This is a genomic window from Burkholderia sp. SRS-25 (genome assembly GCF_004343765.1).
Lineage (GTDB): Bacteria > Pseudomonadota > Gammaproteobacteria > Burkholderiales > Burkholderiaceae > Burkholderia > Burkholderia contaminans.
Genome location: NZ_PTXM01000042.1, coordinates 1 through 20,985, shown reverse-complemented (window position 1 = coordinate 20,985; position 20,985 = coordinate 1). Strand labels below are relative to the sequence as shown.

Genomic DNA, 20,985 nt, shown 5'->3' with positions numbered 1-20,985 from the left:
ATCGCCCCCTCGCCTCGACCGCCGCAGCCGCTACCCGTCGCATCCGGCGAAACCCGCATCGGCCAACGCTGCAGCGGCTTTTCCCGGTCGCAGAAACATTCGCCGACGACGGGCCGCGCAAACCAAACGACCGTTTGATTCAGCCGTCCAACCACCCCGAATCCATTGTCCGGAAGCCAGCCGGACCGCCGCACCCCGGCGCCCGTTGTTTGGTAACGCCGCTCTAGGGCGCTATGCCACACTGCACGGCATCGACGCTCGCGCCGTGCAGTGGTGCGCGCCGCCGTCGATCACGACAAGACATGGAGACAGACGATGCGGAATGCGGTCCGGCGCGGCCATCGCTCGCCTTTGGCAATTTTCGACTGGATTTCCGGCCCGCCACGCGCGGGCCGCCCCATCTCGCCCACGAGGTCCCGCGTGTTCGGCTGCGGCGTGCTGGCGCTCGCGCTGCTGTGCGCCGGTTGCGCGGAATCATCCGCGCAGCGTGACGGCAACACGTCGGTCGCGTCGACGAAGATCGAACGCACCAAGGCCGAACGTCTCGCCCGTGAGCAGCAGGTCGCACGCACAGTGCCGTCGCTCGCATCGATCAACCTCACGCAACCGCGCCCGTTCACGCTGCGCGACTCGGGCCAGAACGGCGCGATGACGTTCTTGCGTGACGTCGATTTCCGCATCGTCAACAACCTCGGCTTCTTCATTCATCAGTTGTCGGCCACGCTGGTGCCGACGCAAGCCGGCGCGCCGATCGTGTTCGACGATCCGACCAGTTTCCAGATCGACGTGCATGAAGGTACGGTCACGCTCGACGACGCGAAGCTCACCGCCCTCTTCAACACGTACATCTTCGGCTACCGCAACGCGCCGCTGCGCAAGCTCGCCGTATCGGCCGGCGACGGCGTGATTCACCTGCAAGGCGAGATGCAGCGCGACGGCTGGGTGCCGTTCTCGTTGACCGGTACGCTCGCGATCCGTGACGGCAGCCAGCTCGTGTTCCATCCGACGGGCGTGCGCGTATCGGGCATCAACGCACAGCCGGTGATGCGCGCGGCCAACGTGAAGATGGCCGACCTGCTGAAAGTCCAGACGCCGATCGCGCAACTCGCCGGCGACGATCTCGTGATGTCGGTCGACAAACTGATGCCGCCGCCGCGCCTGAAGCTCACGATCACCGCGCTGCGCGTGACGCCGGCCGGCCTCGACCTGAAGCTCGACGACGGCACGCATGCGGGCTTCGCAATGCCCGCGAATGCGCCGCAACAAGCGATGTACATTCGCGGCGGCGACGTGAAGTTCATGCGCTCGATGCCGATGAATGCGGACATCCTGATCGGCCCGGTCGATTCCACGAAGCGTGACCAGACTTTCGTGTTCGACCTGTATCACTATCGCGACCAGGTGTCGGCCGGTTACTTCAATTTCGACGAAAGCGGCGCGATGGCGATCCGGATGCCCTCATATGCAGGCCCGGCCAGCGGCGCGTTGCTCGGCAACGCAGCCGCGCGCCTGAACGACAGCTTCCTCGCCGCGCAACAGAATGCGCTGCGCGACATACGCCAGCACTGGGAAGCCTACGCACTCGCGGCGAACCCCGCCCACCCCGGCATGCAGAAGGTCGCGATGCGGCGCACGTCGACCACGCCGTTCAACGAGCGTCACGTGTCGAACCGCAACCCGACGATCCATCTGCGCAACGTCGATTTCAACCTGTCCGGGGATATCGGCTTCCACGTGGAGGACCTCGACGTGGAACTCGTATCGAAGCGGCCCGGCGAACCCGTCGATCTCGACGATCCGAACCAGTACGACATCCGCATTCTCGGCGGCACCGTCGTCGAGTCGTGGAAGGCGATGTCCGCGCTCTTCAACAACTATCTGCTCGACTACTCACCCCGCTCGCTCAACGACCTGCAACTGAGCGCGGACGGCACGAACCTGCGCGTCCAGGGCGGCATCAAACTGTGGAACCACGTGCCGGGCGTCTGGCTGCCGACCGACATGAAGGGCACGCTGTCCGTGCTCGACGACCGGCATCTCGCGTTCAAACCGTCCCAGGTGTCGGTGCTCGGCATCCCGCAGGCGAAGCTGCTGCGTTCGCTCGGCATCGAGCTCGCTTCGCTGACACCGTTGCAGCGCCGCGGCGCGGAACTGCGTGGCGACACGCTCGTGCTCGACCAGTACACCGTGTTCCCGCCACCCGTGCTGAACGGCAAGCTCGGACAGGCAACGGTCGAGCGCGACGGGCTGCGCCTCACGTTCAGGCGCGTGGCAGGCGCGCCCGCGCCGCAGCGGCCGCAGATCGATGCACCGAGCTACATGTGGATGGAAGGCGGCGACATGAAGATGTTCAACGTGCTCGAACTGAACGTCCGCGCGTTGATCCGGAATTCGGCCGAGGCCGGCCCGATGCGTTTCGACCTGTACGACTACCGCAACCAGGTCGCGCAAGGCTCGGTGCGGATGCTGCCGGACGGCACGCTGGTCGTCGACATGGGGCAGAAGAATCCGCTCGCGTCACGCTGAAACGCGCGCGACACGCATGAAAAAGCCCGGTGGCGCGCCGCCAACCGGGCTTTTCATTTCATCCTTCGCGCTTCGCGCTCAGTCGTGCTTCAGTCCGTCGATCACGTCGAGCAGCGCCTGTCGCAATGCAATGACGTCGACGGTCGAGCCCGGCTTGCCTGACACGCGCGCATCGGTGGCCGGCATCTCCGGCTCGACGGGTGCCGCCGCGGCCCGCTCGCCGGCCGGCGAATCGAGCCGGTTGCGCGCGCCGTTGATCGTGAATCCCTGCTCGTACAGCAACTCGCGAATCCGCCGGATCAGCAGCACTTCGTGGTGCTGGTAATACCGACGATTGCCACGCCGCTTCACCGGCCGCAGTTGAGTAAATTCCTGTTCCCAATAACGCAGCACATGCGGCTTGACCCCGCAAAGTTCGCTGACTTCACCGATCGTGAAATAGCGCTTCGCGGGAATCGGAGGCAAGACGACTTTCTCAACCGTAGTGGTCATCGTCGGTTAACCGTCGGTAAAGGGTGCGCGGCGGCCGCGCGGGTGCGTCAGCGGGGGGCTTACTCCGCGCCGTTTTCGACCAGCGCCTTCAGCTTCTGGCTCGCGTGGAAGGTTACCACCCGGCGGGCCGCGATCGGAATCGCCTCGCCCGTCTTCGGATTGCGGCCCGGACGCTGCGGCTTGTCGCGCAACTGGAAATTGCCGAACCCCGACAGCTTGACGCTCTCGCCGTTTTCGAGCGCGTCACGGATCACCTCGAAAAACGCCTCGACCATGTCCTTCGCTTCACGCTTGTTCAGCCCGACGCTGTCGAACAGCAGCTCCGCCAGCTCCGCCTTCGTCAGCGTGGGCGTCTCGGTGGACGCCGGCGCCGAAGCGTCGCGGTTCATGGCGCTGCGTTGCGCCGTCAGGAGGGCTTCGAATTCACTCGAGGTCATGTCGTTCATATCTGCCATACAGCGCGTTAAATCAAAACTTACGATCGGAACAGGCCGCCCGCAAGCGGGCGGACCTCCTCCTTAGCCGCGCAGGCGGGCACCGGTACGAGCCATCCGCTCGACCAGCGTCTGGATAGCCTGATCGACGACCTCGTCCTGTAGCGTGCCAGCCGCGTCCTGCAGCGTCACGCGGAAGGCAAGGCTCTTCTCGTGCGCGGCAAGACCACCGGAAGTATTTGATTTTGCACGAAATTCGTCGAAGAGTACAACCTTCTGAACGAATCGGCAGGCCTCTTCGGCAAGCGCCTTCTTCATTTCGTCGAAAAGTGCCTGAACCTCGACCGCCTGATCGACGACGACGGCGATATCGCGACGAACCGGCGGGAATTTCGATACGTCGGTCGGCGCGGGCAACGCACGTGCAATCAGCGCGTCCGCGTCGACCTCGAACATCACCGGCGCGTGCGGCAGTTCGTACTTCTGCATCAGGCGCGGGTGCAGTTCGCCGATCCAGCCGACCGCACGGCCATCGACTTCGATGCGCGCGCTGCGGCCCGGATGGAGGGCCGGATGCTCCGCCTTCACGAAGCGTGCGGTCGCGGGCGCAAGCAGTGCCTCGAGATCACCCTTCACGTCGAAGAAATCGACCGCGCGGGTCGCCGTGCCCCATTGCTCGTCGAGCGCCGGACCGTAGGCAAGCGCACCGACGCGCTTCGGCTGCACGTAGCCTTCGACCGTCAGCTCGCCGGCCTTCGCCGCCGTATCGGTGAGAAATACGCGGCCAGCCTCGAACACGCGCACGCGATCCGCGCGGCGGTTCAGGTTGTGGCGCAGCACGGAAATCAGGCTGCCGAACAGCGTCGTGCGCATCACCGACAGCTGGCTCGCGATCGGGTTCAGCAGGCGGATCGGGTGGTCGTTGCCCGCGAAATCCTGCTCCCACTCCGCATCGACGAAGCTGAAGTTGACGGTTTCCGCGTAGTCGCGCGCGGCCAGCGCGTGACGAATGTCGTGGATCGAGCGCCGCGTCTCGTTGGTCGCGCGCATTTCGCTCGTCGCGACCGGCGGACGCGCCGGGATCTTTTCAAAGCCGTAGATGCGCGCCACTTCCTCGATCAGGTCTTCTTCGATCTCGATGTCGAAGCGATGCGACGGCGGCGTGACGAGGAATGCGTCGTCTTCACGTTCGAACGGCAGGCCGAGGCGCGTGAAGATGCTGGCGATCTCGTCGGCACCGATCTGTACGCCGATGATGCGGTTCGCGCGCGATACGCGCATCTTCACCGGCGCGCGCTGCGGCAGGTTCACGGACTGATCGTCGACCGGGCCGGCCTTGCCGCCGCAGATTTCGAGAATCAGTTGCGTGATGCGCTCGACGTGCTCGACGGTCGTCGCGTAGTCGACGCCGCGCTCGAAGCGATGCGCCGCATCGGTCGAGAAGTTGTACTTGCGCGCACGGCCGCGGATGCTGTCCGGCCACCAGAACGCGGCTTCGAGGTAGATGTTGGTCGTATCGAGCGTGACGGCCGTGCTGTCACCGCCCATGATGCCGGCCAGGCTTTCGACCTGCCGGTCGTCCGAAATCACGCCGACCGTTTCGTCGAGTTCGACCGTGTTGCCGTTGAGCAGCTTCAGCGATTCGCCGCGCTTGCCCCAGCGCACCTCGATACCGCCGTGGATCTTGTCGAGATCGAACACGTGCGACGGGCGGCCGAGCTCGAACATCACGTAGTTCGAGATGTCGACGAGCGCCGATACGCTGCGCTGGCCGGAACGCTCGAGGCGCTCGACCATCCACTGCGGGGTCTTCGCATGCGCGTTCACGCCGCGGATCACACGCCCCGAGAAGCGGCCGCACAGATCGGGCGCGGCAATGCGCACCGGCAGCGTTTCGTCGAGCTCGACGCGCACCGGGCGGATGTCGACCGGCGTCAGCGGTGCGCCGGTGATCGCAGCCGTCTCGCGGGCGATACCGAACACGGACAGGCAGTCGGCCTTGTTCGGCGTCAGCTTGATTTCGAAGATCGTGTCGTCGAGGTTCAGCGTCTCGCGGATGTCCTGGCCGACCGGCGTATCTTCCGGCAGCACCAGCAGGCCGCTGTGATCCTCGGACAGCTTCAGCTCGCGCGCCGAGCACAGCATCCCCTGGCTCTCCACGCCGCGCAGCTTCGACAGCTTGATCGCGAACGGCTTGCCGCCCTCTTCTGCCGGCGGCAGTTCCGCGCCGACCAGCGCGACCGGTACCTTGATGCCGGGCGCGACGTTCGGCGCGCCGCAGACGATATTCAGCGTCGCGCCGGTGCCGGCGTCGACCTGGCAGACATTGAGCTTGTCCGCATCCGGATGCTTGACGACTTCGAGCACGCGGCCGACGACGATCTTCGACGTCGGCGGCGCAGCCTTGCTCAGCGATTCGACTTCGAGCCCCGCCATCGTCAGCGCGTGCGACAGTTCGTCGGTCGTCAGCTGCGGGTCGACAAAGGTTCTCAACCAGGATTCAGGGAATTGCATGGATGTCTACGTTCGAAACAGGTTAGATCGACGCCCGGGCCCCTCGGAAACGTCCGTCGAGGCGTGCACGGGCACAGGTCGGCGCGGCGCGCGGCGTTACGCGAACTGGCGCAGGAAACGCAGGTCGTTCTCGAAGAACAGCCGGAGATCCTGGACGCCGTAGCGCAGCATCGTCAGGCGCTCGAGGCCGCTGCCGAACGCAAAGCCGATGTAGCGCTCGGGATCGAGGCCCATGTTGCGAATCACGGTCGGATGCACCTGCCCCGAACCGGAGATCTCGAGCCACTTGCCGGCGTTCTTGCCTTGCTCGAACATCATGTCGATCTCGGCCGACGGTTCCGTGAACGGGAAATACGACGGACGGAAGCGCACGAGGATGTCGTCGCGCTCGAAGAATTTCTTCAGGAAGTCGGTATAGACGCCCTTGAGGTCGGCGAAGCTGATGTTTTCGTCGATCCACAGCCCCTCGACCTGATTGAACATCGGCGAGTGGGTCGCATCGCTGTCGACGCGATACGTGCGGCCCGGCGCGATCACCTTGATCGGCGGACGGTTCATGCGCGCGTAACGCACCTGCATCGGGCTCGTGTGCGTGCGCAGCAGCAGCTGGCGGCCGTCGGCATCCTTGCCTTCGACGTAGAAGGTGTCCTGCATCGAACGCGCCGGATGGTTCTCCGGGCTGTTCAGCGACGTGAAGTTGTACCAGTCGGTCTCGATTTCGGGGCCATCGGCCACATCGAAGCCGATCGAGCCGAAAATCTGTTCGACACGCTCCCACGTGCGCATCACGGGGTGCAGGCTGCCTGCACCGGCGCCGCGGCCCGGCAACGTCACGTCGATCGCTTCGGCAGTGAGGCGCTGATTCAGCAGCGCGTCGGCCAGTGCCTGGCGACGGGCGGTCAGCGCAGCTTCAACCTGCTGCTTCACGACGTTGATGCGTGCGCCTTCGGTCTTGCGTGCTTCGGGATCGAGCTTGCCGAGGCCCTTCAGCAACTCGGTCAGCGCACCCGACTTGCCGAGAAATCGTGCTTTCTCGTTTTCGAGCGTGGTGATGTCGGCAGCCTGTTCGAAGGACTGCTGCGCGTCGGCGACAATCTGGTCCAGATCCATAGATCCCATCATTTCCAACGTCATTCGGTCTTGGCGAGCGAAATCGCCCACCAAACAAAAAAGGGGCTCGGAAGAGCCCCGTTTTCGCTGCAGCGGCCGAGACTACCGGAACCTCGCTGCAACTAACCACGCAGTGCTAATTTCGCAATTAGGCTGCAACGGCGGCTTTCACCTGCTTGACGATCGCAGCAAAAGCAGCCTTGTCGAACACCGCCATGTCGGCCAGCACCTTACGGTCGAGTTCGATCGACGCCTTCTTCAGGCCGTTGATGAACACGCTGTAGGTCATGTCGTGCTGGCGAACTGCCGCGTTGATACGCGTGATCCACAGTGCGCGGAACACACGCTTCTTGTTGCGGCGATCGCGGTACGCGTACTGACCAGCGCGCATCACCGCCTGCTTGGCGATGCGGTAGACGTTATTGCGACGGCCGCGATAACCCTTGGCCAGGTTGATGATCTTCTTGTGGCGGGCCCGTGCGGTTACCCCACGTTTGACTCGAGGCATGTTTCTCTCCTTAGAGTATCAGTTAGGGGTTACGCGAACGGCAGCATCGCGCGGACGGAGTTCAGATCGGAATCATGAACTGCCGTTGCGCCGCGCAGGTGACGCTTGTTCTTCGTGGTTTTCTTGGTCAGGATGTGACGCTTGAAGGCTTGACCGCGCTTGACGGTACCGCCCGGACGCACCACGAAGCGCTTTGCAGCACTCTTCTTGGTCTTCATCTTAGGCATGACGAACAACTCCAGTTTATTAGATGGCGATGGGTGTGCGGTTGGCTTGCGCCCTTGACCCGCCCTTCGAAACCCAGTCCACTTGTGTACGGCGGACCACTTGCGCAGCCGCCGTCATTGTTGGCACGCCGCCCTGACAGGGCAACGCGCCGAACCACTTCGAACCTGCGCGCGACGCGCGCGGGCTCGTTACTTCTTTTTCTTCGGCGAGAGCACCATGATCATCTGGCGCCCTTCCATCTTCGGCATCTGCTCGACCTGGCCGACTTCCTCGAGATCCGTGCGCAGACGCTCAAGCATCCGCATACCGATTTCCTGGTGAGCCATTTCGCGGCCGCGGAAACGCAACGTGATCTTCGTCTTGTCGCCTTCTTCGAGGAAGCGCACGAGATTGCGGAGCTTGACGTTGTAATCCCCGTCATCGGTACCCGGCCGGAACTTGACTTCCTTGACCTGGATGACCTTCTGCTTCAGCTTCGCTTCGTGCTGCTTCTTCGATTCCTGGTACTTGAACTTGCCGTAATCCATCAGACGGCAAACCGGGGGAACCGCTTGCGGCGCGATTTCCACCAGGTCAACATCCAGTTCTTCCGATTTACGGAAAGCATCAGCGAGTTTTACGATACCGAGCGGTTCGTTCTCGATCCCGACCAGACGCACTTCCGGCGCAGTGATTTCACCGTTGATGCGGTGCGACGACTTATCAGTAGCGATGTTACGTTTCCTCTAAAAATTAAAAAAACGAGCCGCGCTGCCAGGGCGGTTACTTGAACGAGCGCAGGTCTTCCTGCAGACGCTCAACGAAGGCTTCGACCGGCATCACGCCAAGATCGACGCCGCCACGGGCACGCACGGCTACCGTTTGCGCATCACGCTCCTTGTCCCCCACGACGAGGAGATAAGGCACCTTTTCCAGCGTGTGCTCGCGTATTTTATAGCTAATCTTCTCATTGCGCAAATCGGCCGTCACTCTAACCCCTTGTTTTTGCAACGATTGGGCCAGAGATTGCGCATATTCGGCCTGACTTTCGGCGATATTGAGCACAACTGCCTGGAACGGCGCGAGCCAGGCCGGCATCGCGCCAGCATGGTGCTCGATCAAAATGCCGAGGAAACGCTCCATCGAACCGACGATCGCACGATGCAGCATCACCGGACGGCGACGGCTGCTGTCATCCGCGACATACTCGGCGCCGAGGCGCTCCGGCAGGACCATATCCAGCTGCAGCGTGCCGCACTGCCACGAGCGGCCGAGCGCATCCTTGATGTGGTACTCGATCTTCGGACCGTAGAACGCACCTTCACCCGGCAGCTCTTCCCACGTGAGGCCGCAGGCCGTCAGCGCGTCGCGCAGGCCCTGCTCGGCGCGATCCCACGTCTCGTCCGTACCCGCACGCTGGTCCGGGCGCAGCGACAGCTTGATGTCGATGTGCTCGAAACCGAAGTCCTTGTACACGCTCATTGCCAGCGTGTTGAACGCGATCGATTCCGAGATGAACTGGTCTTCCGTACAGAAGATGTGCGCATCGTCCTGCACGAAGCCGCGCACGCGCATCAGGCCGTGCAACGCGCCCGACGCCTCGTTGCGGTGGCACGAACCGAATTCCGCGTAACGCAGCGGCAGGTCGCGGTACGAGCGCAGGCCGTGCTTGAACACCTGGACATGGCCCGGGCAGTTCATCGGCTTGATCGCGTAGTCGCGCTTCTCCGACTCCGTCGTGAACATGTTCTCGCGGTAGTTCTGCCAGTGGCCCGACGCTTCCCACAACGAGCGGTCCATGATCATCGGCGTCTTGATCTCGAGGTAGCCGGCTTCGTTCACGCGGCGGCGCATGTACTGCTCGACCTGCTGCCACAGCGCCCAGCCCTTCGGATGCCAGAACACCATGCCCGGCGACTCTTCCTGCATGTGGAACAGGTCGAGCTGCTTGCCGAGCTTGCGGTGATCGCGCTTTTCCGCTTCCTCGAGCATGTGCAGGTACTGGTCCTGATCTTCCTTCTTCGTCCAGGCCGTGCCGTAGATGCGCTGCAGCTGCTCGTTCTTCGAATCGCCGCGCCAGTACGCGCCCGCGACCTTCATCAGCTTGAAGACCTTCAGCTTGCCGGTGGACGGCACGTGCGGGCCGCGGCACAGATCGGTAAAGCCGCCGTGCGAATACAGCTTGATTTCGTCGCTTTGCGGAATCGATTCGATGATCTCGGCCTTGTACTTCTCGCCGATGCTGCGGAAGTAGCCCGCCGCTTCGTCACGCGACACGACACGGCGCGTCACGGGCTCATCCTTCTTCACGAGTTCCTGCATGCGCTTTTCGATCTTCTCCAGATCTTCGGGCGTAAACGGGCGGTTATACGAGAAGTCGTAATAGAAGCCGTTGTCGATCACCGGGCCGATCGTCACCTGCGCGTCCGGATACAGTTCCTTCACCGCGTACGCGAGCAAGTGCGCCGTCGAGTGACGGATGATGTCGAGGCCATCGGCATCCTTGTCGGTCACGATCGCGAGCGACGCGTCGCGGTCGATCACGGCCGACGTATCGACGAGCTCGCCATCGAGCTTGCCACCAAGCGCAGCCTTCGCAAGACCGGGACCGATCGAGGCCGCAACCTCGGCAACTGTCACCGGATGCTCGTATTGTCGAACTGAGCCGTCAGGCAAGCGTATCGAAACCATAGCAATCTCCGTGATGCCGACAGTGGGCGGCAGACCAGGTGCGCGACATAAAAATCACGCGGGAAAAATTCGCGACAAAAAAAATGCGGCCCCGCTTTCGAGGGGCCGCATTCGATACTTCACTCAAACTGAAAGGGCGAAAGGGTTCCTCGACTAGCGTCGCTCCGAAAAAGTTTCGGTCAACGTTCGCGGTGTCATAACCGTATTCGCCTTGTTCGCGTTGAGTTATTTGCTGCATCGAACACCCGGAGACCGGGCATTCTCAATTCGTTGGTAGGCTCGATTGGACTCGAACCAACGACCCCCACCATGTCAAGGTGGTGCTCTAACCAGCTGAGCTACGAGCCTAGTGAAGCTAAGATTATATGGAGCCGTTACCGGCTTGGCAAGGATTTTTATGCGACCGCAGCAAAATAACGGTGTTCGAACCCCACATCACGCCTTCCGCCCCGCCCGCACGACGCCCTGCACCTCACCAAGCAACGTGCACGCGCGCTGCACCTGCGCCGAGTTCGACACCTCGACCGTGAACTGCATGAATGCCGCATTGCGGCGACTCTGCGTTTTCACGCCGACCACGTTCATCTTCTCGCGCGCGAACACTTCGGAGATGTCGCGCAGCAATCCTTGCCGGTCGCTCGCTTCGATCATCAGGTCGACCGGATAGACGGACGCACCGCGCCCGCCGAGCACGTCGGCCGACCAGGTCGTCTGCAGCACGCGCTCCGGCGCACGCTCGACCATCCGGCGGAACGTCGGGCAATCGGTGCGGTGGATCGACATTCCCTTGCCGCGCGTGACGAATCCACTGATCGGATCGGGCGGCGCCGGACGACAGCAGCGCGCGAGCTGGGTCAGCAGCGCGTCGACGCCCACGACCAGCACACCGGTCGACGCGCCATGCGCCACGCTCGCGCCACTGCTGCGCTTCTCGAAATCGGCAGGCGCCTCGGGCGCCGGTTCGGGCGGCGGCGCATCGGACAGCGCGTGCTCGACATTGCGCAGGCTGAACTCTTCCTTGCCGACGACCGAGAACAGCTCCTCCGGCGACTTGAAGCCGAGCTTCGCAGCGAGATTGTCCAGACTGACCGACGTCTTGCCCTCGCGTTGCAGCGTCTTTTCGACGAGCGCGCGGCCATGCGCGACGTTTTCTTCCTGCTCGATCGAGTTGAACCACGCCCGCACCTTCTGACGGGCGCGCGGGCTCTTCATATAACCGAGCTGCAGGTTCAACCAGTCGCGCGACGGCCCGCCCTCCTTCACTGCGACGATCTCGACCGTCTGGCCGTTTGCGAGCGGCGTATTGAGCGGCACCATCGCGCCGTCGACGCGTGCGCCACGGCAGCGATGCCCGAGCTCGCTGTGCAGGTGGTACGCAAAATCGACGGGGGTCGCGCCCTGCGGCAACGCGATCACGCGCGCCTGCGGCGTCAGCACGTAGATGTGATCGTCGTCGAGCGACGTCTCGCGCAATTGCGCCCACGCCTTGTCGCCCGACTTTTCCGCGCCGTCCTCGACGTCGTCCTTCCACGCGAGCAGCTGGCGCAGCCATGCAATCTTCTCGTCGTACTTGTCGCTTGCCGAGAACTGGCCGCCGTAGCCGCGCGCGCCGGCTTCCTTGTAGCGCCAGTGGGCGGCGACGCCGTACTCGGCGAAACGGTGCATCTCCTGCGTGCGGATCTGCACTTCGAACGCGCGACCGTCGTCGCCGATCACGACCGTGTGCAGCGACTTGTAGCCGTTCGGCTTCGGCCGCGAGATGTAGTCGTCGAATTCCTTCGGCACCGGCTGCCACAGGTGATGCACGATGCCGAGCACCGCGTAGCAATCCTTGATGTCCGGTACGATCACGCGAAACGCGCGCACGTCGTACAGCTCGGAGAAGTCGAGTTCCTTGCCGCGCATCTTGCGCCAGATGCTGTAGATATGCTTCGGCCGGCCGCTCACGTCGGCCTGGATGTGCGCGTCCGCCAGCTCCTGCTGCAACCGGTCGATCGCCTGCGTGACGTATGCTTCGCGCTCGATGCGCTTCTCGTCGAGCAGCTTCGCGATCCGCTTGTAGGTGATGGGGTCCTCGAAGCGGAACGCGAGATCTTCGAGCTCCCACTTCAGTTGCCAGATACCCAACCGGTTCGCGAGCGGCGCATAGATCTCGAGCGTCTCGCGCGCGACGTCGGGCGGCGGGTCGATCTTCGCGGCCGCGTAGTAGCGCAGCGACTGCAAGCGCGACGCGAGCCGGATCAGCACCACGCGGATGTCTTGCGCGAACGCAAGCAGCATCTTGCGCAGCGCCTCGATCTGCGTGCGCCGCTCTTCGGCCGCATCGCGCCCGGCGTCGGCCCCCGCGTTCTGCGCGGCACGGAGGCTGACGGTGCCGAGCCGCAACAGCTTGCGCACGTCGGACACGAGCCGCGCCACTTCGTCGCCGAAACGCTCGGTAAGCTCACGCTCGGGGTCGCTCAGGTGCGGCGTCAGCACGAACAGCGCGGCCGCCTGCATCGCGGCCGGATCGACGTTCAGCGTGCGCATGATCGACGCCGTGCCCGCCGAGTGATCGGCGAGCAGTTCGCCCGACGACAGGCGCACGTCGCCGGCCCGCTCGCGCACGAACGCGAGCACGTCGTCGAACGACGGCGCCGCAACGGGAGAAGCGGAAACGGACTCGGTCATTGCTCGGCCTGGCGGAATACGGTCATCGTCGAATAACGCTCAGCTCCGCTGCGCAGCGACGACCACGATCTCGACGAGCAGCGCAGGATCCGCGAGCTTCGCCTCGACGGTGGCGCGCGGCGGCGTGTTGCCCGGCGCGACCCATGCATCCCACTCCGCATTCATGCCTTCGAAGTTCGCGAGATCCGAGATGTAGATCTGCACCGACAGCAGATGCGCCTTGTCGCTGTTCGCTTCGGCGAGCAGGCGATCGATGTGGCCGAGCACTTCGCGCGTCTGGCCGCGGATGTCCTGCGTGGTGTCTTCGGCGATCTGGCCGGCCAGATACACGGTACCGTTGTGGATCGCGGTTTCGGAGAGACGGGCCCCGACGTGATGACGAATGACTGCCATGGAATGTTCCGGTCGTGAGTAGATGGAGATTCGGGCGGCGGCACGGCCCGCGTGCCGCCGAACCGCATATTATGACGCGTTTATGCGCCGCCTTCGACGAAAAACCGCCGCGCGAGCGCAATCTGGTCGGCGCTGACGAACGCCGGCGCGTGGCCCGCACCCGGAATCTCGACCTGCGTCACATGCCGGCCGCGCCGGACCATTTCGGCCGCCGTCTCGCGCGACAGCAAGTCGGATGTCTCGCCGCGCACGACGAGCACCGATGCGTCCGTCGTCTCGATCGCGCGCCACAGCGCGGCCTCGCCGAGCGCGGCCAGCTCGGGCGTCGTCGCCTTGAACGGCTCGGCGATGCGCGGGTCGTAGCGCATCGTCCAGCCGCCTTCGGGCAGTTCGTGCAGCAACGGCCCGTTGATCTCGCGCCACTCGTCGGCGCTCAGCGCACCGAACGGCAGCGACAGCGACGTCAGATAGTCGATCCCCTCCTGTTCGGTCGCAAAGCGCGGCTGCACGCCGAGGTATTCGCCGATGCGCGTCAGCGAATCCGGCTCGATGCGCGGGCCGACGTCGTTGACGATCATCCGGCGCAGCGGCGAACCGGGCAGCCCGGCGAGCGCCATGCCGATCAGGCCGCCCATCGACGTGCCGAACCAGTCGACCGATTCGACGTCGAGCCGTGCAATCAGCGTCACCATGTCGGCCACGTACTGCGGAATCGCATAGAGCCGCGGATCGGCCAGCCGGTCGGACCGGCCACGCCCAGCGACATCGGGACACACGACGCGATACGTATCGGACAGCGCGGCGGCAAGCCGGTCGAAATCGCGCCCGGAGCGGGTCAGCCCGTGCACACAGACCAGCACGCGCGGATTGGCGGGATCCCCCCATTCGGTATAGGCGACGTGGTGAAGGCCGGCCGCGCTCGCGCACTGCACGCGCCGCGCGCGGGGGATCGGAGAATTCACGGAAGAAGTGGGCATCGGAGGCATCCTGTCGAACGGTGCAGTGCGACGCGATGACGTGCGCCGGCCCGGCCCGAACGGTGGGCGGGGACGCAATCGATTGTAAACCCGTTCCGGATCACGAGTCGGTTCGTCGCGCCCGCAGGCGCCCGATTCGCGTGCGGTACCGGTGAATCGGGCGCCTGCGGGCGCGACCGGGGAGACAGAAACCGCGGACGGCAACAGACTGCTCCTCTCACCGCTCGCCTGCCTCGCCCATGCCGTCGCGAGCGGCGCTTCCGCCAAACGGTCGCGCGGCCAGCCCCGACGACTCGGCACCGCTGCGTCGGCCCGCGTGTAACGGCAGCCGCGCAGCGCCGCACCGATCGCCCGCTCGATCTCGTTCCCCGACGCACCGCAACAGCGGAACCTTGCGAGAGCCGCGTCGAAGATCCGATCGCGCTTCGGCACGACGGTGTCGTACGGCGTGGGCCCCGACAAACCGGTTGTCGGCCGGCTCGGGCAGCATCAGGACGCCACCGCGCCGGGGCGATGCCGACGCGACGCACACGCTCTCACGCGCTGAAGCGCGCCACATCGTCGTTCAGGCCGCACAACTGACAGGAAAAAGATAGCGTGGCTGCCGGCACGACGTCGCAAATACAGCTTCCTTGCGCCGGTTTGTCATGGCCGGACCGTCCTGGCGACTTCATCTTCACTTCTGCACGACCGCACCGATGCTCGCGCCGACCACGCACAGCGTGCCGGCAATCTGCAGCGCCCCCATCGGCTGGGCCAGCACGACGAAGCCGATCGCCGCCGCGATCGCGGGCTCGGCGCTCATCAGGATGCCGAATGCCGACGCGCTCATCCGCCGCAGCGCGATCAGTTCGAGCACGTAAGGAAACAGCGGGACCAGCACCGCCAGATACGCGGCATCGATCATTTGCCGGGCCGGCAGATGGCCGCCGCTTTGCGCGAGCCCGAACGGCGTGGTCACGAGCGCGGCCACGATCAGCGATGTCGCGAGCCCCTGCAACCCGTCGAACAGCGTGCCGACGCGCTTCATCAGCAGGATGTACGCGGCCCAGCCGAGCGCTGAGCCGACCGGAAAGATCAGCGCGGCCGGCGTCGCTACCCACATGCCGTCCTGCCGCGCCAACAGCAGCACGCCCGTGAGCGCAAGCACCGGCCATACCAGCATCGCCGGCTTGCGCACGCCGAACGTGGCGACCGCCAGCGGCCCGAGGAAGTTAATCGCAACGGCCAGCCCGAGCGGCACACGCCTGACCGCCGCGAAAAAGCACAGCGTCATCGCGGCCATCGCACCGCCGAGCGCGATCGCCGCAATCCAGCGCTGCCGGGAATACATATGGAGCGGCGGCCGCACGACGATCGCCAGCACGAGCGCGGCGAAGCAAAGCCGCAACCAGGTCGTGCTGAGCGTACCGTACTCGATCGTCGCCGGCCGCGACAGCGCGGCGCCGAGTTGCACGCTGCACATCGCCGCAACGGCAAGCAACGGCGCGACCGCATGCGCAAACGACGGGGCCGCGCGCTCGGCGCCACTCGGTCGTGCAGTACTCAATTCGTCGCTCATACGGTCGCTCCAGATCGATGACACGACGATGCTAACCGCGCTCGCGCGCTTGATATAAGCTGCTAATTCTTATGCCCGCATCAGGAAAATTGATGGCCCGCGATCTCGACAGCACGCTGCTGCGCACATTCGTGACAGTGGTCGAAACAGGCAGCGTCAGCGATGCGGCAACGGCACTCCATCGCACGCAGGCGGCCGTCAGCATGGCGCTGCGCCGACTCGAGGACGAAGTCGGACAGCGCCTGCTCGAACGCTCGCCGCGCGGCGTGAAGCCGACGGCGGCCGGCAGCGTACTGCTGCCCTATGCGCACCGGTTGCTCGACGTCGGGCTCGCCGCGCGTGCCGCGCTCAACGCCGGCGACATCTCGGGCACCGTGCGGCTCGGCATCCTCGAGGACATCGCCGTGGGCCATCTGCCGCATGCGTTACGGCAGTTCGCAGCCTCGTTTCCGCGCGTCGCGCTCGAGATCGTCGTCGATACGAGCCCCTCGCTGTCGCAGCGGCTCGCGACCCGCACGCTCGACTTCGTCATCGGCGACCCCGCACTAATCCTGGCCGAACCGCTCGCCGCCTGGCGGCATCCACTTCGCTGGGCCGCCGCGCGTGCGCAGGACGCACTGCCGCGCGACGAACCCTTGCCGATCGTCGCATTCGGCGGCACATGCCCGTGGCAGGAGAAACTGTTCACGGCGCTGCGTGAAGCCGGGCTCGCGTGGCGCGTCGTCTGCACGAGCACGAGCCTGTCGGCCATCCAGTCGGCGGTCGAAGCCGGCCTCGGCGTCGCGGTGCTGCTCGACCGGAACGTGCGCGGCGACACGATGCGTGTGCTCGACCCTCAGGCCGCCGGGCTACCCACGCCGCCTGCCGCGGACTTCGGCCTGTTCAGCCATGCGGATGCCGGCGACCGCACGTCCGCGGCCGCAACGCTGCAACGCTTCCTGTTTCATGCGTTGCAACTCGATTCGCCCGACGCTGATGCCGACACGCCGGCAGCCGGGCGCAGCGTCGCCTCGTTGCAGGTTGCCGTCTGACGCGCCCGCCGCAACCTCCGGAGAACTGCTGCTGCGGCCCGGAAACGAAAACGCCCCGCATGCCTGCCGGCATGCGGGGCGAATCGCTTCGCGCCGAAAGACTCAGCCCACCGCGCTCACGTCGAGCGGTGCGCCCGTCTTCGCCTTGATTTCTTCGACGCTCACGCCATCGGCGAGTTCGAGGACCTTCAGACCGCTCGGCGTCACCTCGATCACGCCGAGATCGGTAATGATCAGGTCGACCACGCCGACACCCGTCAACGGCAGGTTGCACTCCTCGAGGATCTTGTGCTGGTCGCCCTTCGCGACATGCTCCATCAGCACGACCACGCGCTTCACGCCGGCGACGAGATCCATTGCGCCGCCCATCCCCTTGATCATCTTGCCGGGGATCATCCAGTTCGCGAGGTCGCCCTGCTTGCTGACCTGCATCGCGCCGAGGATCGCGAGGTTGATGTGGCCGCCGCGGATCATCGCGAACGAATCGGCCGACGAGAAGATCGACGAGCCCGGCAGCGTCGTGACGGTCTGCTTGCCGGCGTTGATGAGGTCAGCATCGACTTCGTCTTCGGTCGGCGACGGGCCGATGCCGAGTAGGCCGTTCTCCGACTGCAGCCACACCTCGACGCCTTCCGGTACGTGGTTCGCGACGAGCGTCGGCAGGCCGATGCCGAGGTTCACGTAGAAGCCGTCCTGCAGTTCCTTCGCCGCGCGCGCGGCCATCTGGTCACGATTCCAGGCCATGTCAGTCTCCTTTCGCGCGTACGACGCGTTGTTCGATGCGTTTTTCGGGCGTCGCGTTCAGCACGATGCGCTGCACGAAAATCCCCGGCGTGTGGATGTGGTCCGGATCGAGTTCGCCGTTCTCGACGATCTCCTCGACTTCGGCGACGGTGATCTTGCCGGCCATCGCGCACATCGGGTTGAAGTTGCGCGCGGTGCGGCGAAAGATCAGGTTGCCGGACTTGTCGGCCTTCCAGGCCTTCACGAGCGCGACGTCGGCCGTCAGCGACGGCTCGAGCACGTAGTGGCGATCGCCGAACTGGCGCGTTTCCTTGCCTTCCGCGATCACGGTGCCGTAGCCGGTATTCGTGAAGAACGCCGGGATGCCCGCACCGCCCGCACGCAGCTTTTCGGCGAGCGTGCCCTGCGGCGTGAATTCGAGCTCGAGTTCGCCGGCCAGGTACTGGCGCTCGAACTCCTTGTTCTCGCCGACGTACGACGAGATCATCTTCTTGATCTGGCGCGTTTCCAGCAACAGGCCGAGGCCGAAACCGTCGACGCCTGCGTTGTTGCTGATGCAGGTGATGCCCTTGACGGCCGAATCGCGCAACGCCGCGATCAGTGCCTCCGGAATCCCGCACAGGCCGAAGCCGCCCACCGCGAAGGTCTGTCCGTCGCGGACGATCCCTTCCAGCGCGGCAGCCGCGCTTGGATAGACTTTGTTCATCAGTTGTCCCTTCCTCTATGGAAACCAGCGAAACCGGTTCACGCGCCCACGTGGCCCGCAAGCCCGCCGCATCATTCTATGCATGCACGGCGATGCCTGCGTCGAGGCGCGCTGTTTTTATGTCGCGGCCAACCGCCACGAGATGCCTGAAAGGGTACGATGCGGCGCGGATGCGGCACAATACGCAAAAATACATAAGCGTTTGCCTCCGCTTGCCCGCGCCATGCCCGCTCTCGATTACCAGACTGCCTTCCACCTCGCGCCGCTCGGCCTCGTCCTGTCGCGCGACCGCGTGATCGAGGACTGCAACGACGCGCTCGCGTCGATCTTCCGCTGCGCGCGGGCCGACCTGATCGGGAAATCGTACGAGGTGCTGTACCCGTCGACGGACGAATTCCAGCGCATCGGCGAACGGATCGCGCGCGTGATGGCTGCGAACGGCATCTACTCGGATGACAGAATCATGAAGCGGGCGGACGGCGAGCTGTTCTGGTGCCACGTCACCGGCCGCGCACTCGACCGCACCGCGCCGCTGGCGGCGGGTGTGTGGACCTTCGAGGATTTGAGCGCGACGCGCCGGGTCGCCGTCGAACTGACCCCGCGCGAGCGCGAGATTGCCGCGCAGCTCGCGACCGGCAAGACCAGCAAGCAGATCGGGCGGGTGCTCGACATCAGCTCGCGCACGGTCGACATCTATCGCGCACGGCTGATGCGCAAGTACGGGACCAACAATACGCCGGAACTGCTGCAGCGCCTGCTCGGGCAGTGACCGACGGCGGCCGATTCGGGAAACGACGGGCATGGCGTATCGCCGGCGAGCTGGTGCCGGCCTCGCCGTATCGGCGCTCAACCGATCTTCGTCGCGAGCGAGCGCTCGATCGTGTCGCGCAGCAACTGGGGCAGCGGCACCGACTTGCCGAGCGCGTAGTCGACCCACACGCAGCGCGCTTTGCCGCGCGCATAGAGGTGCTGCGGATCGTCGGCGCGCGTCAGCTCGAAACCGGTGTCGAAGCTGCTGCGGCCAGGTTTCGCAGCCGACATCCTCGCGATCACGTCACCCGGATAGTGCAGTTGCTTGAGAAACTCCATCGACGCGGTGACGATGACGGGCCCCTGCCCCTCGCCGTTGCCGCCGGCGATGCCGAGTTCCTCGAACCACGAGATCCGCGCCTGCTCCATGTAGCGGAAATAGACCGTGTTGTTCACATGGCCGAACGCGTCCATGTCGCCCCAGCGGATCGGCATCGACATCTCAAAAACGGGTGAATAATCGCTCATTGCAGTCTTCTTTGTTGCTGAATGTCATCCGCTCAGGCGAGGCCGAAGCCATCGTCGGCGGAGATAATCGAGCCATTGATGAACTGCGACTCGTCGGCCGCGAGCAGCAACAACAGCCCGTCGAGATCCTGCGGCTTGCCGACGCGCCGGCGCGGCAGCATCGACTGCAGCTTCTGGCCCTGCTCGGTTTCCCACAGGTAATGATTGATTTCGGTATCGATATAGCCCGGACAGATCGCGTTGACGTTGATCCCGTGGCGCCCCCATTCGAGCGCCATCGCGCGCGTCATCTGCACGACCGCGGCCTTGCTCATCGCGTACAGCCCGATCTGCGGAAACACGCGCAGCCCGGCCACCGACGCAATGTTGATGATCCGGCACGGCGGCTTGCCGTTGCCGCTTCCGTTCGCGCGCATGATCATCCGCTTCGCGACTTCCTGCGCGACGAAAAATGCGCCGCGCGTATTGGTGTCGAATACGAACTCGAAATCCGCCGGCGTCACGTCGACGAGCTTCTGCATCGTCGACACGCCCGAATTGTTCACGAGGATGTCGATCGTGCCGGCTTCCGTCTCCGCGTGCGCGACCGCCGCCTTGATGCTCTGGACGTCGGTGACGTCGAGCGACACGACGTGCGCGGCGCCACCCGCCGCCTCGATCTCGGCACGCAGCTCCTTCAGGCGCTCGACGCGACGGCTCGCGAGCACGACCTTCGCACCGGCCTGCGACAGCACCTGCGCAAAGCGCTGCCCGAGGCCACTCGACGCGCCCGTGACCAGCGCAACCTTGCCTTCCAGATTGATCGACCGACCCATTTGCACTTCCCCTTTCGATGTCGTTTCGCCGCCACGGGCAGCACGGCCCGAGCGGCATTACCCTAGCACGAAAATAGAACGATCGTGCTAATCTAGTCGCATGCTGTTGCGGCAAGCGTTTCGTTTCGCAGACAATACGCTCCCGAATAAAAGCATTCTAACGGTTAGAGGAACGCCAATGACCCCCGCAAGCCTCATCGAGCAATACGGCCCGCGCGAATCGATGGAATACGACGTCGTGATCGTCGGCGGCGGCCCCGCCGGGCTGTCGGCGGCGATCCGGCTCAAGCAGCTGGCCGCCGAGAAAGGCACCGAGATCGGCGTGTGC

Annotated in this window: 20 protein-coding genes and 1 tRNA gene; 4 read left to right on the top strand and 17 right to left on the bottom strand. The window is 64.7% G+C overall.

What is annotated here, in order from left to right; all coding sequences use genetic code 11:
• The first annotated feature begins 315 nt into the window (after positions 1-315).
• Positions 316-2,526, top strand: a complete 2,211-nt coding sequence (locus tag C5O79_RS36960; protein ID WP_046545483.1) for a lipoprotein — start codon at positions 316-318, stop codon at positions 2,524-2,526.
• A gap of 78 nt (positions 2,527-2,604) precedes the next feature.
• On the opposite strand, the gene C5O79_RS36955 is transcribed toward C5O79_RS36960, so the two are convergent.
• The 13 genes from C5O79_RS36955 to C5O79_RS36890 form a co-directional block, all read right to left on the bottom strand.
• Positions 2,605-3,018: a MerR family transcriptional regulator gene (locus tag C5O79_RS36955; RefSeq protein WP_046545482.1), complete on the bottom strand. Its 414-nt coding sequence runs from the start codon at positions 3,016-3,018 to the stop codon at positions 2,605-2,607.
• A 59-nt stretch (positions 3,019-3,077) separates the two neighbouring features.
• Entirely contained in the window at positions 3,078-3,464 is a 387-nt protein-coding gene (locus C5O79_RS36950; RefSeq protein WP_006486093.1) for an integration host factor subunit alpha, read from the bottom strand.
• A 72-nt stretch (positions 3,465-3,536) separates the two neighbouring features.
• Positions 3,537-5,966, bottom strand: coding sequence for a phenylalanine--tRNA ligase subunit beta (pheT, locus tag C5O79_RS36945; RefSeq protein WP_122473840.1), 2,430 nt, complete (start codon positions 5,964-5,966; stop codon positions 3,537-3,539).
• A gap of 96 nt (positions 5,967-6,062) precedes the next feature.
• A complete protein-coding gene (gene pheS, locus C5O79_RS36940) occupies positions 6,063-7,076 on the bottom strand; it encodes a phenylalanine--tRNA ligase subunit alpha (protein WP_041492813.1) in 1,014 nt (337 codons plus the stop codon).
• Positions 7,077-7,224: 148 nt separating this feature from the next.
• Complete coding sequence (gene rplT, locus C5O79_RS36935) at positions 7,225-7,584, bottom strand: 50S ribosomal protein L20 (protein ID WP_004192938.1); 360 nt, start codon at positions 7,582-7,584, stop codon at positions 7,225-7,227.
• A gap of 29 nt (positions 7,585-7,613) precedes the next feature.
• Positions 7,614-7,811 carry a 50S ribosomal protein L35 gene (gene rpmI / locus C5O79_RS36930; protein WP_004191477.1) on the bottom strand — a complete coding sequence of 66 codons (198 nt, stop codon included), beginning with the start codon at positions 7,809-7,811 and terminating at the stop codon, positions 7,614-7,616.
• A 189-nt stretch (positions 7,812-8,000) separates the two neighbouring features.
• On the bottom strand, positions 8,001-8,525 hold the full coding sequence (infC, locus tag C5O79_RS36925; protein ID WP_071734130.1) for a translation initiation factor IF-3: 525 nt from the start codon (positions 8,523-8,525) through the stop codon (positions 8,001-8,003).
• A gap of 49 nt (positions 8,526-8,574) precedes the next feature.
• On the bottom strand, positions 8,575-10,482 hold the full coding sequence (thrS, locus tag C5O79_RS36920) for a threonine--tRNA ligase (protein ID WP_046545479.1): 1,908 nt from the start codon (positions 10,480-10,482) through the stop codon (positions 8,575-8,577).
• Between the two features lie 271 nt (positions 10,483-10,753).
• A tRNA-Val gene (locus C5O79_RS36910) sits at positions 10,754-10,830 on the bottom strand.
• Between the two features lie 87 nt (positions 10,831-10,917).
• Positions 10,918-13,152 (bottom strand): bifunctional (p)ppGpp synthetase/guanosine-3',5'-bis(diphosphate) 3'-pyrophosphohydrolase, encoded by a 2,235-nt coding sequence (locus C5O79_RS36905; RefSeq protein WP_046545478.1) that lies wholly within the window; start codon positions 13,150-13,152, stop codon positions 10,918-10,920.
• Between the two features lie 39 nt (positions 13,153-13,191).
• Positions 13,192-13,545: a RidA family protein gene (locus C5O79_RS36900; RefSeq protein ID WP_006486103.1), complete on the bottom strand. Its 354-nt coding sequence runs from the start codon at positions 13,543-13,545 to the stop codon at positions 13,192-13,194.
• Between the two features lie 80 nt (positions 13,546-13,625).
• Positions 13,626-14,522, bottom strand: a complete 897-nt coding sequence (locus C5O79_RS36895) for an alpha/beta hydrolase (RefSeq protein ID WP_122473839.1) — start codon at positions 14,520-14,522, stop codon at positions 13,626-13,628.
• A 676-nt stretch (positions 14,523-15,198) separates the two neighbouring features.
• Positions 15,199-16,083, bottom strand: coding sequence for an EamA family transporter (locus C5O79_RS36890; RefSeq protein ID WP_131932283.1), 885 nt, complete (start codon positions 16,081-16,083; stop codon positions 15,199-15,201).
• A 92-nt stretch (positions 16,084-16,175) separates the two neighbouring features.
• Between C5O79_RS36890 and C5O79_RS36885 the strand changes: the two genes are divergently transcribed.
• Positions 16,176-17,114: a LysR family transcriptional regulator gene (locus tag C5O79_RS36885; protein WP_122473837.1), complete on the top strand. Its 939-nt coding sequence runs from the start codon at positions 16,176-16,178 to the stop codon at positions 17,112-17,114.
• Between the two features lie 102 nt (positions 17,115-17,216).
• Here the strand turns inward: C5O79_RS36885 and C5O79_RS36880 are convergent, their stop codons facing one another.
• Both C5O79_RS36880 and C5O79_RS36875 read right to left on the bottom strand, forming a co-directional pair.
• Complete coding sequence (locus tag C5O79_RS36880) at positions 17,217-17,858, bottom strand: CoA transferase subunit B (protein WP_122473836.1); 642 nt, start codon at positions 17,856-17,858, stop codon at positions 17,217-17,219.
• Between the two features lies 1 nt (position 17,859).
• On the bottom strand, positions 17,860-18,564 hold the full coding sequence (locus C5O79_RS36875; RefSeq protein ID WP_043182547.1) for a CoA transferase subunit A: 705 nt from the start codon (positions 18,562-18,564) through the stop codon (positions 17,860-17,862).
• Positions 18,565-18,787: 223 nt separating this feature from the next.
• Between C5O79_RS36875 and C5O79_RS36870 the strand changes: the two genes are divergently transcribed.
• Positions 18,788-19,333, top strand: coding sequence for a LuxR C-terminal-related transcriptional regulator (locus C5O79_RS36870; RefSeq protein WP_039371401.1), 546 nt, complete (start codon positions 18,788-18,790; stop codon positions 19,331-19,333).
• Between the two features lie 77 nt (positions 19,334-19,410).
• Here C5O79_RS36870 and C5O79_RS36865 read toward each other — a convergent pair whose 3' ends face one another.
• Both C5O79_RS36865 and C5O79_RS36860 read right to left on the bottom strand, forming a co-directional pair.
• Positions 19,411-19,842: a thioesterase family protein gene (locus C5O79_RS36865; protein ID WP_046545474.1), complete on the bottom strand. Its 432-nt coding sequence runs from the start codon at positions 19,840-19,842 to the stop codon at positions 19,411-19,413.
• Positions 19,843-19,874: 32 nt separating this feature from the next.
• Positions 19,875-20,657, bottom strand: coding sequence for an SDR family oxidoreductase (locus tag C5O79_RS36860; protein ID WP_011351770.1), 783 nt, complete (start codon positions 20,655-20,657; stop codon positions 19,875-19,877).
• A gap of 106 nt (positions 20,658-20,763) precedes the next feature.
• Between C5O79_RS36860 and C5O79_RS36855 the strand changes: the two genes are divergently transcribed.
• Positions 20,764-20,985: FAD-binding protein (locus C5O79_RS36855; protein WP_226111393.1), on the top strand; the 222-nt coding region annotated here is incomplete at its 3' end.

Excerpts from the sequence above, each read along its gene's own strand:
- C5O79_RS36960 (WP_046545483.1), top strand. The coding sequence starts at position 316 with ATGCGGAATGCGGTCCGGCGCGGCCATCGCTCGCCTTTGGCAATTTTC.
- C5O79_RS36955 (WP_046545482.1), bottom strand. The coding sequence starts at position 3,018 with ATGACCACTACGGTTGAGAAAGTCGTCTTGCCTCCGATTCCCGCGAAG.
- C5O79_RS36950 (WP_006486093.1), bottom strand. The coding sequence starts at position 3,464 with ATGAACGACATGACCTCGAGTGAATTCGAAGCCCTCCTGACGGCGCAA.
- pheT (WP_122473840.1), bottom strand. The coding sequence starts at position 5,966 with ATGCAATTCCCTGAATCCTGGTTGAGAACCTTTGTCGACCCGCAGCTG.
- pheS (WP_041492813.1), bottom strand. The coding sequence starts at position 7,076 with ATGGATCTGGACCAGATTGTCGCCGACGCGCAGCAGTCCTTCGAACAG.
- rplT (WP_004192938.1), bottom strand. The coding sequence starts at position 7,584 with ATGCCTCGAGTCAAACGTGGGGTAACCGCACGGGCCCGCCACAAGAAG.
- rpmI (WP_004191477.1), bottom strand. The coding sequence starts at position 7,811 with ATGCCTAAGATGAAGACCAAGAAGAGTGCTGCAAAGCGCTTCGTGGTG.
- thrS (WP_046545479.1), bottom strand. The coding sequence starts at position 10,482 with ATGGTTTCGATACGCTTGCCTGACGGCTCAGTTCGACAATACGAGCAT.
- C5O79_RS36905 (WP_046545478.1), bottom strand. The coding sequence starts at position 13,152 with ATGACCGAGTCCGTTTCCGCTTCTCCCGTTGCGGCGCCGTCGTTCGAC.
- C5O79_RS36900 (WP_006486103.1), bottom strand. The coding sequence starts at position 13,545 with ATGGCAGTCATTCGTCATCACGTCGGGGCCCGTCTCTCCGAAACCGCG.
- C5O79_RS36895 (WP_122473839.1), bottom strand. The coding sequence starts at position 14,522 with ATGCCCACTTCTTCCGTGAATTCTCCGATCCCCCGCGCGCGGCGCGTG.
- C5O79_RS36890 (WP_131932283.1), bottom strand. The coding sequence starts at position 16,083 with ATGAGCGACGAATTGAGTACTGCACGACCGAGTGGCGCCGAGCGCGCG.
- C5O79_RS36885 (WP_122473837.1), top strand. The coding sequence starts at position 16,176 with ATGGCCCGCGATCTCGACAGCACGCTGCTGCGCACATTCGTGACAGTG.
- C5O79_RS36880 (WP_122473836.1), bottom strand. The coding sequence starts at position 17,858 with ATGGCCTGGAATCGTGACCAGATGGCCGCGCGCGCGGCGAAGGAACTG.
- C5O79_RS36875 (WP_043182547.1), bottom strand. The coding sequence starts at position 18,564 with ATGAACAAAGTCTATCCAAGCGCGGCTGCCGCGCTGGAAGGGATCGTC.
- C5O79_RS36870 (WP_039371401.1), top strand. The coding sequence starts at position 18,788 with ATGCCCGCTCTCGATTACCAGACTGCCTTCCACCTCGCGCCGCTCGGC.
- C5O79_RS36865 (WP_046545474.1), bottom strand. The coding sequence starts at position 19,842 with ATGAGCGATTATTCACCCGTTTTTGAGATGTCGATGCCGATCCGCTGG.
- C5O79_RS36860 (WP_011351770.1), bottom strand. The coding sequence starts at position 20,657 with ATGGGTCGGTCGATCAATCTGGAAGGCAAGGTTGCGCTGGTCACGGGC.